The 17,836-nt window shown below is 61.7% G+C and carries 19 protein-coding genes; 14 read left to right on the forward strand and 5 right to left on the reverse strand.

The annotated features are described in order from the left end of the window. Positions 1-8 precede the first annotated feature (8 nt). The 4 genes from RG540_RS17515 to RG540_RS17530 form a co-directional block, all read right to left on the reverse strand. A complete protein-coding gene (locus tag RG540_RS17515) occupies positions 9-1,310 on the reverse strand; it encodes an extracellular solute-binding protein (RefSeq protein WP_038590538.1) in 1,302 nt (433 codons plus the stop codon). Positions 1,311-1,341: 31 nt separating this feature from the next. Continuing rightward, positions 1,342-2,436, reverse strand: coding sequence for an ABC transporter ATP-binding protein (locus RG540_RS17520; RefSeq protein ID WP_038590540.1), 1,095 nt, complete (start codon positions 2,434-2,436; stop codon positions 1,342-1,344). A gap of 211 nt (positions 2,437-2,647) precedes the next feature. Then, positions 2,648-3,331, reverse strand: coding sequence for a GntR family transcriptional regulator (locus RG540_RS17525; protein WP_038590543.1), 684 nt, complete (start codon positions 3,329-3,331; stop codon positions 2,648-2,650). Positions 3,332-3,362: 31 nt separating this feature from the next. Continuing rightward, positions 3,363-4,262: a dihydrodipicolinate synthase family protein gene (locus tag RG540_RS17530; RefSeq protein ID WP_038590547.1), complete on the reverse strand. Its 900-nt coding sequence runs from the start codon at positions 4,260-4,262 to the stop codon at positions 3,363-3,365. Positions 4,263-4,513: 251 nt separating this feature from the next. On the opposite strand from RG540_RS17530, the gene RG540_RS31170 reads away from it, so the two are divergent. From RG540_RS31170 to RG540_RS17570, 8 genes are all read left to right on the forward strand, one after another. Beyond that, positions 4,514-5,263: a hypothetical protein gene (locus tag RG540_RS31170; RefSeq protein ID WP_051909513.1), complete on the forward strand. Its 750-nt coding sequence runs from the start codon at positions 4,514-4,516 to the stop codon at positions 5,261-5,263. A 256-nt stretch (positions 5,264-5,519) separates the two neighbouring features. Then, on the forward strand, positions 5,520-6,398 hold the full coding sequence (locus RG540_RS17540; RefSeq protein ID WP_038590550.1) for a dihydrodipicolinate synthase family protein: 879 nt from the start codon (positions 5,520-5,522) through the stop codon (positions 6,396-6,398). Positions 6,399-6,403: 5 nt separating this feature from the next. Then, positions 6,404-7,084, forward strand: coding sequence for a GntR family transcriptional regulator (locus tag RG540_RS17545; RefSeq protein WP_038590554.1), 681 nt, complete (start codon positions 6,404-6,406; stop codon positions 7,082-7,084). A gap of 50 nt (positions 7,085-7,134) precedes the next feature. Further along, positions 7,135-8,466, forward strand: a complete 1,332-nt coding sequence (locus RG540_RS17550) for an ABC transporter substrate-binding protein (protein WP_038590556.1) — start codon at positions 7,135-7,137, stop codon at positions 8,464-8,466. Next, positions 8,466-9,401 (forward strand): carbohydrate ABC transporter permease, encoded by a 936-nt coding sequence (locus RG540_RS17555; protein WP_038590558.1) that lies wholly within the window; start codon positions 8,466-8,468, stop codon positions 9,399-9,401. Before RG540_RS17550 ends, RG540_RS17555 begins: the two co-directional genes overlap by 1 nt. Beyond that, on the forward strand, positions 9,401-10,252 hold the full coding sequence (locus tag RG540_RS17560) for a carbohydrate ABC transporter permease (RefSeq protein ID WP_038590560.1): 852 nt from the start codon (positions 9,401-9,403) through the stop codon (positions 10,250-10,252). Before RG540_RS17555 ends, RG540_RS17560 begins: the two co-directional genes overlap by 1 nt. Positions 10,253-10,279: 27 nt before the next feature. Further along, positions 10,280-11,338 carry an ABC transporter ATP-binding protein gene (locus tag RG540_RS17565; RefSeq protein ID WP_038590562.1) on the forward strand — a complete coding sequence of 353 codons (1,059 nt, stop codon included), beginning with the start codon at positions 10,280-10,282 and terminating at the stop codon, positions 11,336-11,338. 146 nt (positions 11,339-11,484) lie between these two features. Next, complete coding sequence (locus RG540_RS17570; RefSeq protein ID WP_038590564.1) at positions 11,485-11,760, forward strand: DUF6522 family protein; 276 nt, start codon at positions 11,485-11,487, stop codon at positions 11,758-11,760. Between the two features lie 59 nt (positions 11,761-11,819). Here the strand turns inward: RG540_RS17570 and RG540_RS32880 are convergent, their stop codons facing one another. Continuing rightward, positions 11,820-11,975, reverse strand: coding sequence for a hypothetical protein (locus RG540_RS32880; protein WP_167551678.1), 156 nt, complete (start codon positions 11,973-11,975; stop codon positions 11,820-11,822). Between the two features lie 121 nt (positions 11,976-12,096). Between RG540_RS32880 and RG540_RS17580 the strand changes: the two genes are divergently transcribed. The 6 genes from RG540_RS17580 to RG540_RS17605 all read left to right on the forward strand — a co-directional run bounded on the left by RG540_RS17580 (position 12,097) and on the right by RG540_RS17605 (position 17,791). Continuing rightward, positions 12,097-12,642, forward strand: coding sequence for a cytochrome c oxidase subunit 3 (locus RG540_RS17580; protein WP_038590570.1), 546 nt, complete (start codon positions 12,097-12,099; stop codon positions 12,640-12,642). 9 nt (positions 12,643-12,651) lie between these two features. Continuing rightward, a complete protein-coding gene (locus RG540_RS17585; RefSeq protein ID WP_038590573.1) occupies positions 12,652-12,924 on the forward strand; it encodes a cytochrome C oxidase subunit IV family protein in 273 nt (90 codons plus the stop codon). Between the two features lie 258 nt (positions 12,925-13,182). Then, positions 13,183-13,635 carry a c-type cytochrome gene (locus tag RG540_RS17590; RefSeq protein WP_038546246.1) on the forward strand — a complete coding sequence of 151 codons (453 nt, stop codon included), beginning with the start codon at positions 13,183-13,185 and terminating at the stop codon, positions 13,633-13,635. 22 nt (positions 13,636-13,657) lie between these two features. After that, on the forward strand, positions 13,658-15,004 hold the full coding sequence (locus RG540_RS17595) for a nitric-oxide reductase large subunit (RefSeq protein WP_038590576.1): 1,347 nt from the start codon (positions 13,658-13,660) through the stop codon (positions 15,002-15,004). A gap of 66 nt (positions 15,005-15,070) precedes the next feature. Next, positions 15,071-15,883 carry a CbbQ/NirQ/NorQ/GpvN family protein gene (locus tag RG540_RS17600; protein WP_038590579.1) on the forward strand — a complete coding sequence of 271 codons (813 nt, stop codon included), beginning with the start codon at positions 15,071-15,073 and terminating at the stop codon, positions 15,881-15,883. Between the two features lie 9 nt (positions 15,884-15,892). Beyond that, positions 15,893-17,791: a nitric oxide reductase activation protein NorD gene (locus RG540_RS17605; protein ID WP_038590582.1), complete on the forward strand. Its 1,899-nt coding sequence runs from the start codon at positions 15,893-15,895 to the stop codon at positions 17,789-17,791. Positions 17,792-17,836: the final 45 nt, after the last annotated feature.

Raw genomic sequence — 17,836 nt, forward strand, 5'->3', positions numbered from 1 at the left:
CCCGCTCCTCAGCCCTTTTTCAGCAATGTCTGCACTTCGTCCGCGGCCGCCTTCAGCGCCTTGTCGGGCGTGTTCTTCTGGAAAATGACCTCCTGAACGCCACGCGCGACGAGCGACATCATGCGGGGGAATACCGGCGTTGCCGGCGCGGTCGGCGGGGCGTAGCTCGCGGTCTTGATGAACTTGGAGAGGTAGGGGTCGGCCTGCACGTCCTTGTTCTGCTGGGCGGACTTCAGGGCCGGCACGTTCTTGCTGGCGACCGCGAAGGCGATTTGCTGTTCCGGCGACATCGCAAACTCGACGAGCTTGAGGGCCGCTTCCTGGTTCGGTGCGCCTGCCCGGACGGCGAAGCAGAAGGGATCGACAAGCGATGTGAACCCACCGCTCTCCTTCGGGAAGGGAACGACGTCGAATTCGACGCCTGCCTTCAGCGCGTTATTGGTGGAGTAGTTGCCCGCGATCAGCATCGCGGCGCGTCCCTGGTTGAACGGGTTGGCCATGCCGCCGGGGCCGACGCCGAAGCCCGCATCGGTGATCTTGTCGGTGACGACGAGGTCTTGCAGGAAGGTCAGCGCCTTGACGCCTTCCGGACCGGCAAAGCCCGGCGCCGACAGATCCGCCGTCAGCAACGAACCGCCCGCCCCCTGCAGCAGCAGCGTGAATAGTTCGAAGGCCTCGAGGTCGTTCTGATAGAGCTGGATGCCGGACACCTGCAGCATGCCGCCGCCGGGGCGCTTGGTGACGGCCTTTGCCCATTCGCGAAGTTCGGCCCAGTTCTGCGGCCCCTTGTCCGGATTGAGGCCCGCTTCGCTGATGAGCTTGCGATTGATGCCAAGACCGCGCGAAGTGCCGTAGAGCGGCATGGAATACTGACCGCCGTTGACACGGCCGTAGGCGAGCAGCGAGGGGTCGAGATCCGCAGTCTTCACACTCGGCAGCGCCTTGCCGAGTTCGACGAGCTTCTTGCCTGAAGCATAGGTGAGATTGTAGTCCCAATGCTGAACGATCAGATCCGGGCCGGTATTGCCGTTGATCGCCGTCAGCATCTTTTCATTGAGCTGCGACGGTTCCGCATAAAGGCTGGATTGCAGCGCGATTTCCGCATGGGCGGTCTTGAAAGCGGCTTCGAGCGCTTCGCCGGCGGCCTTCTTGCTGCCTGCGAGCTGAGACCAGAAAACCAGTTGCTGGTCGGCCGCAAGTGCGCGGCCGGAAGCCGACATCAGGATCGGCAGGCCCGCGAGGCCGGCAGCGGCGCCTGACAGAAATGCGCGGCGTGTGGGCTTCATGGCATGCATGACATCATTCTTCATCGTAAACTCCTCCCGATTTATCGACGACGATTTAGTTTCGGCTGACCGTAATCCCTGCAGCGTCAAAGACGTGGATATTCGCCGCATCGCAATAAACGTTCAGCTCCCGGCCCGGCTCGACGACCTGGTCGCCGGCAAACACGCAGGTGAAATTCTGACCCTCGATAGCGCTGTGAACGATCGTCTGGGCACCCAGCCTCTCGACCGACCGCGGCACGGCGCCGATCTTCACCAGCGGCTCGCTGCCGGCCGGATGTGGCGCCAGGAATTCCGGACGAATGCCGAGGACGACCTCCTCGCCGATCTTGAGGCGCTTCGCCAGTCCGTCGATCACGATCGTCCCGATGCCGGGGGCTTCGAAGGAATAATATTCGCTCTCGATCGCCTTCACCTTGCCGCGCAACATATTCATCGGCGGGCTGCCGATGAAGCCCGCGACGAAACGATTGACCGGATTGTGATAGAGATCCATCGGCCTGCCGACCTGCTCGACGCGGCCGCCATTCAACACCACGATCCGGTCGGCCATGGTCATCGCCTCCAGCTGGTCATGGGTGACGTAGACCATGGTGGCGCCGAGCTCCTTATGGAGCTGGGTGAGCTCGGTGCGCATCTCGATGCGCAATGCCGCGTCGAGATTGGAAAGCGGCTCGTCCATCAAAAAGATTTTCGGCTTGCGGACGATGGCTCGGGCGATCGCGACACGCTGCCGCTGGCCGCCCGAAAGCTTCGACGGCTTGTCCTTCAGCCGGGTGGAAAGCTGCACCGTGCCGGCAGCCTTTTCGACCTGCTGGCGGATGTCGCCCTTCGAACGGCGCTCCATCTGCAGCGGAAAGGCAATGTTGTCGTAGACGCTCATATGCGGATAGAGCGCGTAGGACTGGAACACCATCGCCACACTCCGCGTACCTGCAGGCCGGCGGGTCACGTCATCCGCGCCAATTCTGATCGCGCCGTCGCTGATCGGATCGAGACCTGCGATCAGGCGCAGCAGCGTGGACTTGCCGCAACCGGACGGGCCGACGAAAACTGCAAATTCTCCGTCCTCGATGGCAAGCGATACGTCCGTAATGGCGTCGAATGCCCCGTAGCTTTTCGAAACGTTGGATAACTCCAGCCGCGCCAAGCTCGGCCCTCCCTGAATTGCCTCTCCCAAAGCGTCAGATGCCTGACAGCTTCACCATGCAACAAAAATTCGAACCTGTAAACATGTTGTTCGACAACTTCTATGAAAACTGATATGATCAGTTATACATTAAGAGGGGCCACATATGGAGATCGGCCACCAAGATGTATGATGGCCAAGGCAAAACGCCGATAAATAAGGCGGAAGCTGATCAGAACTCGATCGCCCGTTCTCGGGCATGCATGATGTGGCGGTCGATGGCGTCGCCTGCCGCATGCGGATCGCGGGATTTGATGGCGTCGATGATCGCCAGATGATCGGCGAAGGCCGGCGGCAGGACCTGCTCGGAAAGGCTGATTCTGTCGAGCTTGATGAGCCGCATGCGGATCGCGTTGACCGCATAGGCCTGGATCAGCAGATCGTTCTGGGTCGAATCGACGAGAAGGTTGTGAAATCCGTCGTCGACCTTCTGTCCGCGATCGAAGACATCCGGCGAGGGAGCATTGCGGACCTCGTCGAGGATGGACTGGTGAAGCCTGGCCTGCTCGTCGAGGATAGCGTCAGGCATCCGCCTGACGGCCGTCAGCACCGCCTCGCGCTCCAGCGCCATGCGCACCTGGAAAGCCTGACGGATGATCGAGAGGTCGATCTGCGTGATCTGGATGCCTCGCTGCGGCATGACCACCAGGAGGCCTTCATATTGCAGACGCGGCAGGAGTTCGCGCAGAGCGCCGATCGAAAGGCCGAGAAGCGCGACGAGCTCCCGCTGGGACACGAATTGGCCGGGCCGCAGCCGGCCATCGAACAGCGCCTCGCGAAACCGCTCATAGGCGACCTGTTTGACCGAGCGAAGGTCTGGCTGTCCAGTGCCGGGCGGTGCAGTACGTACGCTCATCTGTCTCCTATTGCCGGCAGCACCGGGCGGGTCAAGCAGCGGCGCGATAACCCGTCCGCTCGAATAATTCAATGAGCATAGCACGATCGCACTGGTTGAGAGCAACCAGAGGCGGCACCGCATATGCCAGACTTTCGTCGTTCCGATAATGGGCAAGAGCCGCCTTGAGGGCAACGAGCGATCCGTAAGCATCCACTGCCTGGATGCGCCGCGACTGCTTCTCCAGAAGGCCGGCATCGTCGGGATTGTCGTAAAGCGCCCTCAGATCGCGGGCAAAGACGTTCGGCATGCCGCCGATCATGCCGGCGCCCCCGGTCTTGACGAGCGTGGGCAGAACCCGGTCGTCGCCCGTAAAGACGGCAAGCTCCGGGAAGGACTTCACCAGCATGAGGCCGTTGTCGAGATCCCCGGTCGAATCCTTGATCCCGGCGATGCGGCTACCGTGCTTACGCATCAGAGCCGCAATCAGCGGCTGCGTGAAGCGGACCCGGCTGAGCTGGGGGATGTTGTAGAGCACGAGATCGATTTCCGTATGCCCCTTGGTCCGCTCGATCAGCGCATCGAAGAACGCCACGACGCCATCCTCGCTTGCTCCGTAATAGAAGGGCGGCAGGACGAGCGCGGCGCGACAGCCAAGCTCTCCATAGGCGATCAGCGAGGTTACCGCGTCGGCGAAACTCGGCGTCATGATCGCCGGCAGCTGACGGCCCATATCCACCCCGCCCGCTGTCAGGGCTTTCAAAGCTTCGAGCTTCTGAGCGGTCGAAAAAGATGCGCCCTCGCCCGTCGTGCCGAACGTGGAAATGAAGCTGCAGCCGTTTTCCAGGAGATGATCGATATGCGCCTTCAGCCGGACGATATCGATACGGAAATCGGCCGTCACCGGCGTGACGGAGGCGGCAACAATGCCTTTCAGCGTAACATTCGACATAAACGGGACCCTCGTTATAGAACTGATATAATCAGTGTAGGTATCAGTCGTCAAATATATATTTACATCAGTCACCGGCTGCGGCATGTTGCGCCCGGGACTGGCAATGGAGGAACGAATGCGCGATTGCCCTCGGCATATTTTAAAGCGTGCAAAATCCATTGATTTTATTGGGATGCTTGAAAGCTCGGCTATTGATATTGACTGTGAATGCCCCGCTGCTTCCATCTCAAACCAAGGAAACTGAACCTATGCCCGATATGCCCGCCGATACCCTCAAGGCCCGCCTCGCGAGCGCCATTCGAAATGCCATCTTATCGAGCACCGTGCTTGATCCGGAGCCGTTTCTCGGGCTGCCGCTGGCGGATGCCTATGCGGTGCAGACGGACGTGTTTCGCGCGCTCGGCCAGCCGTTCAAGGGCGCCAAGCTCACCCTGAAGGGCGATTTCTGCCAAAGCGCACCGCTTCTGTTCGTCAATGAAGAAACCGGCCATGCCCACCAGCCGGGCATTTCGCTGGAAGTGGAACTCGCCTTCGTGCTCGGCAAGGATGTCGTGGCCCGCGACGGCGACGTGACCCGCCAGGATATCGTCGACGCGATCGGCTCTGTGCGGATCGGCGTTGAGCTTCTCCGCAGCCGTTACCAGGGCGGCTCCCGGGGCGATCCGGCCCTCGCCGCCGCCGACATGATGAGCAATGTCGGTTACGTCCTCGGACCGCCGCTGGACCGGAGCCTGCTGGACGAAGGCGCATCGATCGGTCAGTTGTCGGTTTTCATCGACGGACAGTCCGGCTTCGACAAGCCCGCGGCGCACTCCGACGGCGACCCGCTGAAGACCATGGTCGTGCTGGCGAACCAGGACCAGCTCTCCTCCTTCTCCATGCTGAAGGCCGGACAGGTGATGACGACGGGCACATTGTGCGGACTGATCCCGGTCGCGGAACCGGGCAGGATCGAAGTCAACATGGGCGGACAGCGGTTTGTCCTCGACCTGAGCTGACGCGACCTTCGGCCTTTTTCGATCTGCGCGACTGACTGTTACACCGCGCCACCCTTGCAAAAGCAGCTTTCGCCCACGAGCTGGCATCGAGGTCAGCATCCGCAGCGAAGGCCAAGTGCGGCTTGCGTGATCGAGCTCGGTAGAGCCGTTCGATCTACGCAAGCGCGCACCTCAATTTCGATCAAATTGCCTGATTGACATCTAACATGTTAGCGTGCGAACATTGTGGCGACACTGGGAGGATAAATAGTCTAACATGCGTTTCGGGCTCTCTGTCGCACTCGCGACCCCTTTTGACAAAGACGGCAAGATCGTGCTCGACGCGATGGTCGCCCAAGCTCGCCGCAGCCTCGATGCCGGCTGCGACAGCGTTACGGTTTTCGGCACGACCGGCGAAGGCGCCTCGATCGGCAATAGCGAACGGGAAAAGGTCGTCGCCGCCATGATTTCGGGCGGCATCGCGCCGCGTCAGATCGTTGCGGGGGTTCTCGTCGACGCGGCTGAGGAAGCCGCGGAACAGGCCGCATACGCCCTGTCCAAGGGTGCGCGGAACATTCTTCTGGCCCCGCCCTCCTATTTCAAGAATGTCAGCGACGAAGGCCTGTTCGGCTGGTTCTCTACCGTATTCGCTCTGCTGGGCGACAAGGCCCGCGACATCATCATCTACCACATTCCATCGGTCACGATGGTGCCGCTGAGCCACGCGCTGATTGGCCGGCTTCGCCAAGCGTTTCCCGGCATTGTCACCGGGGTGAAGGATTCCGGGGGCGAATGGGCCTTTACCGAAAAGCTCCTCAAGGAACATGGCGACCTCATCATCCTGATCGGTGACGAGCGACATCTGGCCCAGGGCGTACGTCTCGGCGGACAGGGTGCGATATCCGGCGTCGCAAATTTTGCCCCGCGCGAAGTTCGCCGCATGGCCGTGGATGGCGAGGACGATCAGCGGGTCGTCGATCTCGTCGTGGAATTGCTGAAATATCCCGTCATTCCGGCCGTGAAGGCGATGATCGCCCATCTTTCGAACGACCCGTCGTGGCTGACGGTGCGGCCGCCGCTTCTTCCGATCGCCGATGAAGGCCAGCGCCGTCTGTCGTCGATCTTCGATACCTTGTTCCGTTCGGAGGCTGCCTGAAGGCCATGGATCAGGATCGCCCCGTGGAAAGCCCGGTCGAGGAGCAGCCGACTCTGAGGGAAAAGGCTTACGAGAGCTTCACGCGCCACCTTCTGGCGCGGGACGTTCGCCCAGGCCAGTTCGTCTCGCAACGTCGGCTGGTGGAATTGACGGGCCTGACCCTCGGCGCGATCCGTGAACTCGTTCCGCGGCTGGAGGCCGAGGGACTGATCAAGACCGTGCCGCAACGCGGGCTGCAGATCGCCCATATCGACCTCAACCTCATCCGTGAAGCCTTCCAGCTTCGCGTCTTCCTGGAAAAGGAAGCCGTTGCACTGTTCACCCAATCGGCCCCGGACCAGGCAATCGCCAGGCTTTTGAAGGAGCATCGTGAAATCCTCGAGGCGATCCAGGGCGGCAACGACAGCCGTGAGCTGGAGCTGCATGCGCAGGCGGTCGACTGGGGCATGCACGACGCCTTCATCGATGCGCTCGGCAACACTATCATTTCGAACGTCTACCGGGTGAATTCCATCAAGATGCGGCTGATCAGGCAGGAGCGGTTCCGCATCGACGGCCGGGTCGGCCCCGTCATGAGCGAGCATCTGAAAGTGCTCGAAGCGATCGAGCGGCGCTCCGTGGAGGAAGCGGTCGCGGCACTCGTCGCCCATATCAATCACGCGAGGGATCGCGCGATCAGACTTTAGAAAAAGAAGCCGGAGACAAGGGTATCCGGCGCATTAGGAGGAGGAATAGCATGTCATCTTCGTTCTGGAATCCCACCCGCCGCAGCTTCCTGGCCGGCTCGGCGGCGCTTGGTGCCGCCGGACTGGTCGGTTCGCGCCCGGCATCGGCCGCCGTCGACTGGAAGCGCTTCGCCGGCACCACGCTGGAAGTGAACCTCGTCAAAAGCCCGCGCAGCGACACCATCATCAAGTACCTGGCCGAGTTCGAAACGCTGACCGGCATCAAGGTCAATGCCGAAGCGACCCCGGAACAGCAGCAGCGCCAGAAGGCGACGATCGAGCTCTCGTCCGGCAAGCCGAGCTTCGACGTCATCCACCTGAGCTACCATGTCCAGAAGCGCCAGTTCGAAAAGGGCGGCTGGCTTGCCGATATCAGCGGTTTCCTGAAAGATCCGACGCTCACCGACCCGTCGCTGACCGAAAGCGATTTCGCCGAAGCCGGCCTCACCTTTGCCAAGGACAAGGACGGCAAGCTGCGCTCCCTGCCCTTCTCGGTCGATTACTGGATCGTCTACTGGAACAAGGAACTCTTCGAGAAGAAGGGCCTCGCCTACCCGAAGACCTTCGATGAGATGGCGGCGGCAGCCGAAGCTCTGACCGACAAGACCACCAATACCTACGGCTTCGTCGCCCGCGGCCTGAAGAACGCCAACGTTCCGGTGTGGACGGCGCTGATGCTCGGCTACGGCGCGACGGCGCTTGGGCCTGACGGCAAGCTGCGCACGACCTCCGACGAGGCGGTCGAGGCCGCCAAACTCTACCAGCGCCTGATGACCAAGGCGGCCCCCGTCGGGGTCTCCGGCTTCAACTGGGCGGAAGCCCAGTCTGCCTTCCTGCAGGGCAAGATCGGCATGTGGCTGGACGGCGTCGGCTTCGCTCCGCCGCTCGAAGACCCGCAGAAGTCCCGTGTCGTCGGCAAGGTCGGCTACGGCGTCATGCCGAAGGGACCGAAGGCGCAGGCGGCCGCCACCTTCGGCGATGGCATCGGCGTCACCGCAGCCAGCCAGAAGAAGGAAGCGGCCTATCTGTTCTGCCAGTGGGTCATCTCGAAGGAGATGGGCGCACGCCTGCTGCAGGCCGGCGCCGGCGTTCCCTTCCGCCAGTCGGTCCTCGCCGATGCGGAAGTCCGCAAGGGTGTCACCATGCCGAGCGCATGGGTGGATGCGGTCGCCGCTTCCGGTAAGGTGTCGCAGCTTGCGCTGCCGGTCATCATTCCGGTCACCGAATTCCGCGACATCTACGGTGTCGGTCTCACCAACATGATCGGCGGTGCCGACCCGGCGACGGAACTCAAGACCGCAACGGCACAGTTCGAACCGGTCCTTGCCAAGAGCGAGGGATAATGGCTTCCGTGAGCACCGAAACAGCACGGACGGAAACCGGTAACAAGAGGAGCAAGCCGAGTAGGCTTGCTCCCAACTACTGGCCTTTCGTCGTTCCCGCCCTCATCGTCATCGGCGCAGTCATCGTCTTCCCCTGGGTTTTCACCCTTTGGATGAGCGTGAACAGCTGGACGCTGGGACAGGAGCAGACCTTCGCCGGGCTGGACAACTACATCCGGCTGGCGACCGATTTCCGCTTCTGGGAATCGCTCTGGCACACGCTGATCTTCACGGTGCTGGCGGTCGTGGCGCCCCTGTTTCTCGGCACGCTCGCAGCACTTATCTTCGATGCTCAATTTCCGGGGAGGGGTTTCCTGCGCGGCGTCTTCGTCATGCCGATGATGGCGACGCCGGTTGCCATCGCGCTCGTCTGGACCATGATGTTCCATCCCCAGCTCGGCGTGCTCAACTATCTGCTGTCGCTGGTGGGCATCGGCCCGCAGGAATGGATTTACAACCGCTACAGCGTCATCCCATCGCTGGTCCTCGTCGAGACCTGGCAATGGACGCCGCTGATCATGCTGATCGTGCTTGGTGGCCTCGCCTCTCTTCCGCGCGAACCCTATGAAAGCGCGGAGATCGACGGCGCCAACGCCTGGCAGAAATTCCGCTACCTGACGCTTCCGATGATCGCGCCTTTCCTGATGATCGGCGTCATCATCCGCGCGATCGACGCGATCAAGAGCTTCGACATCATCTACGCGATGACGCAAGGCGGGCCCGGCACGGCGTCCGAGACGATCAACATCTACCTCTACAACACCGCCTTCTCCTATTACGACATCGGCTACGGCTCGGCGATGGCGGTCGTCTTCTTCGTCATCATCGTCGCACTCTCCCTCATGCTGATGATGGTCCGCGCACGGACAAACTGGTCGGACATGGAGACGCGCTGATGGAACACGCCCTCAACAAACGCCCGCTCGTCAGACGTAAGACGCTCGATCGCATCGGCCTGCTGTTCGCAGCCCTCGTCATGGTGTCGCCGGTCGTGCTGTTTTTCCTCTGGATGATCTCGCTGTCGCTCAAATACGAGATCGACAACGGCGCCTATCCGCCGATCCTCATCCCGGAAAACTTCGCCTGGTCGAATTATGTGCAGGTGTTCCGCGAGAACAATTTCTTCCTGTATTTCTGGAATTCCGTGCTGGTGACGGGGGCCGCGACGCTGCTGGCACTCCTCATCGGCGTGCCGGCGGGTTACGGCATTGCGCGGTTGAAGGCGGAGAAGGCAGCGATCGTCATCATGATCGCCCGCATGACGCCCGGCCTTTCCTTCCTCATTCCGCTCTTCCTGCTGTTCCAGTGGCTGAACCTGCTCGGCACGCTCTGGCCGCAGATCATCATCCATCTCGTCGTCACCGTGCCGATCGTCGTGTGGATCATGATCGGTTATTTCGAGACGACGCCAATGGAGCTCGAGGAGGCTGCCAGCATCGACGGCGCAACGCCCTGGCAGGTGTTTCGCCTCGTGGCGCTGCCGATCGCCAAGCCCGGCATTGTCGTCGCCTTCATCCTGGCGCTCATCTTCTCCTGGAACAACTTCGTCTTCGGCATCGTGCTTGCAAGCCGCACCACGCGGACGCTGCCCGTTGCCGTCTACAACATGCTCTCCTTCGAACAGGTCAGCTGGGGACCGCTCGCCGCGGCCGCGCTGATCGTCACCCTCCCCGTGCTGATACTCACCCTGTTCGCCCAGAAGCAGATCGTCGCAGGCCTGACGGCCGGCGCGGTCAAGGGCGGCTGAGCAGGCTCACAAACAGGATCGAACTTCATGGCAACCGTCACCCTTCACAACATCCAGAAGCGCTTCGGCGCGGTCAACGTCATCGAGAACCTGAGCGTCGATATTGCCGACGGGGAATTCGTCGTTCTCGTCGGCCCTTCGGGCTGCGGCAAGTCCACCCTGCTGCGCATGGTCGCCGGGCTCGAAGAGGTCAGCGGCGGCGAGATCCGCATCGGCGCCCGCGAGGTCAGCAACCTGCCGGCCCGCGACCGCGACATCGCCATGGTATTCCAGAACTACGCGCTCTATCCGCATATGACGGTGGCGGACAACATGGGCTTCGCGCTGAAGCTCAAGAGAGCGAACCCTGCCGATACCGCCGAGCGGGTGAAGAAGGCGGCCGCTATCCTCGGCCTGGAAAACCTGCTTGAACGCTACCCTCGCCAGCTTTCCGGCGGCCAGCGCCAGCGCGTCGCCATGGGCCGGGCGATCGTCCGCAATCCGCAGGTGTTTCTTTTCGACGAACCGCTCTCGAACCTCGACGCCAAGCTGCGTGTGGTGATGCGCAGCGAGATCAAGGCCATGCACCAGCGCATCGGCACGACGACGATCTACGTGACGCACGACCAGATCGAAGCCATGACCATGGCAGACAAGATCGTCGTATTGCACGACGGCAATATCGAGCAGGTCGGCGCTCCGCTGGAACTCTACGACCGGCCGGCCAACCTCTTCGTCGCCGGCTTCATCGGTTCGCCGGCCATGAACTTTCTGGACGGCAAGATCGAGGAAGGCGTTTTCCGCACCGACAAGGGGCTTATCCTGCCGCTCCCGGCCGACTTGTCGCCGGCCAAGGCGGGCGGCCGCCCGCTCGTCTACGGCATCAGGCCGGAACACATCCGCGCCAGCGACCAGGGCATCCAGGGCCGCGCGGCGATCGTCGAAGGCACCGGCTCGGAAATCTTTGCCAAGCTCGATTGCGGCGGCGAGCAGCTCTCCTGCCTTTTCCGGGAGCGCATCGATGTCAGGTTCGGCGACACGGTCGGCATTTCGATCGACGCCAAGCAGGTTCACCTCTTCGACAAGGTGACGGGCCACAGGCTCTGAGCAAGGCTGGCTCGCCATGACAACCGGACACTTGCGACGAAATCGTTATCGCCGAGACCTTTCCACGACTTCGATCAGTGTCGTAGAACGTAAAAAAGCGTTGAACAGCGAACCTCGCCTCAACATCATCGACCTGAGGAAGAGCGATGCATATCGAACGCGACCCGAATGGCGACTTCATCCTGGAATCCGGTGAGATCGCCGGTCGGTTCGGGCTGTCTCGCGATGAGTTCCGGCAGAGAATCCGCCAAGGTCTCGTGACAAGTACCGTGGAGCGTGGCGAAGCTGAGGACATCGGAACGTCCCGCCTGAGCGTTCGTCTCGGAAACCGCCTGTGGCGCGCTGTCCTGAACAACGAAGGCGAGGTTCAAAACGAAGCCGTGACCTTCGTTCGTGGAAGAGGTCATACTCCCAGATCTTGATGCCGACACGGCTGATCGGCCACGTGATTCCGCAAAGAAACCGCAGCATTGCGGAGCCGCTACTGTTGCCAGAAGAGGACGCCCGCGATGGCGACGGAAAAGACGACTGCGGCCAGCGAGCTGTAACCCTGCAGGACCCCCATCCGTTTGAGGGCGATGGCGAATATGACAATGATCGGGGCGGCCATCAGAAGGCCGACTTGTGCATCAGACATGGCAAATCCTTGGTTTGCCGTCATCCTACCCCCTCTATCTGCCGTTTCTTTGCGATATGACAAAGAGCCGGATCTGTATTGCCTCCATTTTCCGGGACGGAAGAATACCGGAGGTTTCGGAATGGCGGCAATCTCGACCAGCGAAGAGAGGGATGAAGGCGGCGACCTTCTTCTCTGGGTGCTCGTCTGGGGCGAGCTTGCGGCGTTCGGCATCCTGCTGACCGGCTATGTCGTTACGTCCATGCTGCATCCGGAAAGTTTTGCACTCGCAAAGCTCCACCTCGCGCCGCGGCTGGCGGGGCTCAATACAGTCGTGCTGCTGGCGAGCAGCTGGCAGGCGGCGCTTGCCGCCAGCTCCCAGGGAAAACCTCGCCGGCAGCGCCTCTTCCTGCTCGGCGTGGCATTGTTGGGTTTCCTCTTCGTCGCCCTCAAATTCGCCGAATACAGTTCCGAATGGGCCGCGGCAGGTGACGAGAACCTGCAGACCTTTTTCGAACTCTACTTTCTCATCACCGGCTTCCACCTCGCCCATGTCGCATTCGTTGCCGCCCTCTTCCTGTTGGCGGCAATCAGGCTGGAACGTTCGACGATCGTCACGCTGACGACCATCTGGCATGTCATCGACATCGTCTGGCTGGTGATGTTTCCCCTGATCTATCTGGGCTAGGAGGCCGGAATGGACGGTTCGAAACTCTTCGGCAGCGCCAATTGGGTCATGATGCTCGGCATCGTCGGCGCATTGATCGCCGCACAATGGAAGCATGAGGTGATACCGGCAGCGGCACTTGCCGTCATCCTCGTCATGGCCATTGCAAAGATAAGGCTCATCGTGCTCGACTTCATGGACCTGCGGGGGATGCGACCCAATCTGGCCCGTGCGCTGATGATCTGGCCTGTCTTCTTCTCTGCCCTGTCGCTGGGCAAGGTCGTACTGATGGCCATTCTTTAGGTTCGGTTCTCACCTGCACTTTTCCTCTCCGGCACCTGCCTGATCTCAGGCGGCCCCGTCGTTGCCCGTGCGCCATTAGGAAAGCTAACGCTTACCCTTCAAAAATAACGGACTCCGCGGGCAACGCTTTTTTGTTTGGTAAATCGCAAAGAGCGGCTCCGGAAAACCCCTCATAGAAGCTTCACGGGTCGTCGTCCGCTTTTTGCGGATGTGGCCCCACAGCAACCCGCAAGGCATCCGCACAAAGGGGACATGAGGATGGCAGAACGCCTCACAAAGACCGGGGCTCGTAACGTCTTTTACGGCGGCTCCGCGTTCTTCTTCGTAATCTTTCTCGGGCTTACCGCCCACAGCCACTACTACATGCGAACCACGTCCACGGACGAAAGCACGCTCACGGATTCCGTCGCGCGCGGCAAACATGTCTGGGAAAAGAACGCCTGTATCAACTGCCATACGATCCTCGGGGAAGGCGCCTATTTCGCCCCCGAGCTCGGCAATGTGTGGAAACGCTGGGGCGGCGATACCGACCCGGACACGGCCCGCGCGACGCTGAAGGCCTGGATGGCCGCACAACCGAGCGGCATCGAAGGCAGGCGGCAGATGCCGCAGTTCAACCTCACGGAACGTGAACTCGACGACCTGGCCAACTTCCTCGAATGGACGAGCAGGATCAAGACCCAGAACTGGCCGCCGAACGACGCCGGCTGATCTCACGGGAAGGGAAAAACACATGAAATATCAAACCCAGAAGGTCGCCATGCTGTATTTTTACGGCGCGCTCGGCCTGTTCATCGCCCAGATCCTGTTCGGTGTTCTGGCGGGAACGATCTACGTCCTGCCGAACACGCTTTCGGAACTGCTGCCCTTCAACATCGTGCGGATGATCCACACCAACGCGCTCATCGTCTGGCTGCTGATGGGCTTCATGGGATCGACCTACTACCTGCTGCCCGAGGAGGCCGAAACGGAGCTGTACAGCACCCGGATCGCCGTTGCCCAGTTCTGGCTTTTCCTCGTTGCGGCGGCGATCGCCGTGGTCGGTTATCTGTTCCACTATCACGAAGGCCGCGAGTTCCTGGAACAGCCGTTCGTTATCAAGGTCGGTATCGTTATCGTCGCGCTGATGTTCCTGTTCAATGTCACGCTCACGGTGCTCAAGGGCCGCAAGACGGTCGTCACCAATATCCTGATCTTCGGCCTCTGGGGCGTGGCGATCTTCTTCCTGTTCGCCTTCTACAACCCGGCCAACCTCGCGCTCGACAAGATGTACTGGTGGTATGTCGTCCATCTGTGGGTCGAGGGCGTCTGGGAACTGATCATGGCCTCGGTGCTGGCCTTCCTGATGATCAAGCTGAACGGCATCGACCGCGAAGTGGTCGAAAAATGGCTCTACGTGATCGTCGGCCTTGCCCTCTTCTCCGGCATTCTCGGCACCGGCCACCATTTCTACTGGATCGGCGCGCCCGGCTATTGGCAGTGGATCGGCTCGCTCTTCTCGACGCTCGAAGTGGCGCCCTTCTTCACCATGGTCGTCTTCACCTTCGTGATGACCTGGAAGGCCGGGCGCAAACACCCGAACCGGGCCGCACTTCTCTGGTCGATCGGTTGCTCGGTCATGGCCTTCTTCGGCGCGGGTGTCTGGGGCTTCCTCCACACGCTGTCGTCGGTCAACTACTATACCCACGGCACCCAGCTCACCGCAGCCCATGGCCATCTCGCCTTCTTCGGTGCCTATGTGATGCTGAACCTTGCCGTCATGGCCTATGCCGTGCCGGAGCTTCGGGGCCGCAGCCCTTATAACCAGTGGCTTTCGATGGCCAGCTTCTGGATCATGTGCACGGCGATGTCCGTCATGACCTTCGCGCTGACCTTCGCCGGCGTCCTTCAGGTGCACCTGCAGCGCGTCCTCGGCGAAAGCTTCATGGATGTCCAGGACCAGCTGGCGATCTTCTATTGGGTCCGGCTCGGATCGGGCGTCTTCGTGCTGATCTCGGCGCTGATGTTCCTCTGGGCCCTGTTCGTCCCGAGCCGAGAACGGCGACCCGCCGGCACTTCGAGAATCCAACCGGCCGAATGATGCAGCGCGGCTCCGTTTCAACTACGGGGCCGCCCTTCTCGGCCCCTCCAAGATCAGGACATTCCAATGACCACGATTTCTCCGATAAAGCCGGCCCAGGCCGGACCGATCCCGCACTACATTCCCGCAGGCAACGAATGCGAGCTGTTCGAAACCGCGTGGAAGCGGCAGCTTCCGCTTCTCTTGAAAGGTCCGACCGGATGCGGAAAGACCCGCTTCGTTTGCCACATGGCCGAGCGTCTCGGACTGCCGCTTGCGACCGTTTCCTGCCATGACGATCTGGCTGCCGCCGATCTGACCGGCCGGTTCCTCCTCAAGGGCGGCGAGACCATCTGGGTGGATGGCCCGTTGACGAAGTCGGTGCGCGGCGGCGGCATCTGCTATCTCGATGAAATCGTCGAAGCGCGGAAGGATATCGCTGTCGTCATCCACCCCTTGACCGACGACCGCCGCATCCTGCCGCTCGAAAGAACCGGTGAGGTGCTGGAGGCGCCGCCGGAGTTCATGCTGGTCGTCTCCTACAACCCCGGCTACCAGAACATCCTCAAGGCATTGAAGCCTTCCACCAAGCAGCGCTTCGTGGCGATCGAGTTCGACTTCCTTCCCCGGGAACAGGAAGTGGCGATCGTTGCGGCCGAAAGCGGCCTTTCCGAGCGCCATGTCGTGCCGCTGGTAAATCTCGCCCATCGCCTGCGCGCCCTCAAGGGACACGACCTGGAGGAGGGCGTTTCGACGCGCCTGCTTGTCTATTGCGCCACGCTGATCGAAAGCGGGCTCGACCCGCGCCATGCTATTCGGGCTGCCATGATCGAGCCGCTGACCGACGATCCGGATGTGCGCGCGGCGTTGATCGAAGTGGCGAATGCCGTGGTTGCCTGAGGTGCTCTGATGCTGGATTTTCTCGAGCTGGAAGAAACCGTCGGCAAGGCTTGGCATCGCCTGGTCGGCCAGACACGAAGCCTGCCGCGCTATCCCGAGCAGGCGGTGACGCTGGACGAGATAAAACCCGTCCTCGCATCCTGCTTCCGCGGGTTCGGAGGCGATCACGCGGTCCAGCTCGTGGCAGCCCATCAGCGCACGTCGAAACATCGCCTGAAGTTTCGCCAGCTTGTGGGGCTCGGCGAGGAGCGGATTGCCCGCTCCGGCCGGGATTTCGCCCGCGCGATGCTGCCTGATGTCATCGACTTCTTTCCGGACCGCAGCCTGAACCGGGCGCTCTACATCTGGCTGACGGCCGCCATCGCCACGTTGCCCGAGACCCGGCCAGCCTCGTCGGATCCCCTCGCACGGGATCTCGAGCGGCTGCATATGGCGATCTCCAATGTGGACGAAACGCTTGCCGCATTTCCCGGCTTGCGCCAGGTCTATCGAAATTTATGTCGGTCAACGCTTACCGATCGTCACCGCGGCAGGCTTCCCTCGGTGGAAAGACTGCTGGAAAGCAGGATCGTCAGCCTGCTGCGGGCAGGCGCGGGCCTGCCGGACGACACGCCGGGCGCGATCTTCCCCCGCCATGCCCCACCGGGCTACCAGCCTATGATGGACGTGCCGCTCTGGCCGGAATTCTTATCCCATGAGGAAACCCGTTCTTCGGCGGAGGATTCGGAAACCCCGCTCGGCGATCCGGAGGGTCCGGCCGGGAAGAGAAGGTTCAGCGCGAAGCGCGAGCGGGAGGACGAGAAGCGCTCCGAGCGGAGCCCGTTCATCCTCAACCGCTTCGAGAAAATTCTGGCGATGACGGAAATGGTCAATGTCGACCGGCCGACCGACGACAAGCCCGAGGAAGACGGCAAGGCCGCCGAGGATCTCGACGAAATGGTTCTGGGACGCCGCAAGGAACGCCCCTCCTCGCGTTTCCACTTCGATCTCGACCTTCCGCCGGAAATGGTCGATCTCCAGGAAATCGCCGCCGAACTGACCTATCCCGAATGGGACTACCGGAAGGCAACCTATCTGAAGAACCATTGCCGGGTCCTCGCCGTCCCGACATCAGCGAGCGGCGACCGCCTCGAAACGTCGGAAGACACGAAGGCGCTGGTGAGGAAGGTGCGCAAGCAGTTCGAGATCCTGCGGCCGCGCCAGGAAATGCTGAAGTCGCAGCTGGACGGCGTGGAACTCGATCTCGACGCCGTCGTCCGGCGCCGGACCGATCTCCTGGCCGGAGGGCAGGCAACCGACCGTATCCACGTGGCAAGCCGGCCGCGCACGCCCGATCTTGCCGTCACCATTCTTGTCGACGTTTCCCTCTCCACCGACGCCTGGATCGACAACCGGCGGGTTCTGGATGTCGAGAAGGAAGCGCTTCTCGTCCTTGCGCAGGGCCTGAGCGCCTGCGGCACGGATCACTCCATCCTCACCTTCACTTCCCGCCGTCGCTCCTGGGTGCGGGTCGAGACCGTGAAAGGCTTCGACGAGCGGCTTTCGCCAGTCGTGGAGGATCGGATCGCCGGCCTGAAACCCGGATATTACACCCGCCTTGGAGCCGCCCTGCGGCACGCCACGGCGGACCTCGCAAAACGCCCCAACCGGACCCGGCTGCTTCTCGTGCTGACCGACGGCAAGCCCAACGATATCGATCACTACGAGGGGCGTTTCGCGATGGAAGACAGCCGCCGCGCCGTGCAGGAGGCGAGACGCCTCGGCGTCAACATCTTCGCCGTGACGGTGGACAAGGATGCGAAGTCCTACCTGCCGACGATGTTCGGCCGCAACGGTTACGCGGTCGTCGGAGATATCTCAAAGCTCCCCGCGGCTCTGCCCGCCATCTATCGCGGCCTGACGGGATAAGGGGATCTCGGCCGCGTGGGAGGTCCGGCTCGGCGGACTGCCGGA

Origin of the sequence: Neorhizobium galegae bv. orientalis str. HAMBI 540 (assembly GCF_000731315.1) — a bacterium.
GTDB classification, from domain to species: domain Bacteria; phylum Pseudomonadota; class Alphaproteobacteria; order Rhizobiales; family Rhizobiaceae; genus Neorhizobium; species Neorhizobium galegae.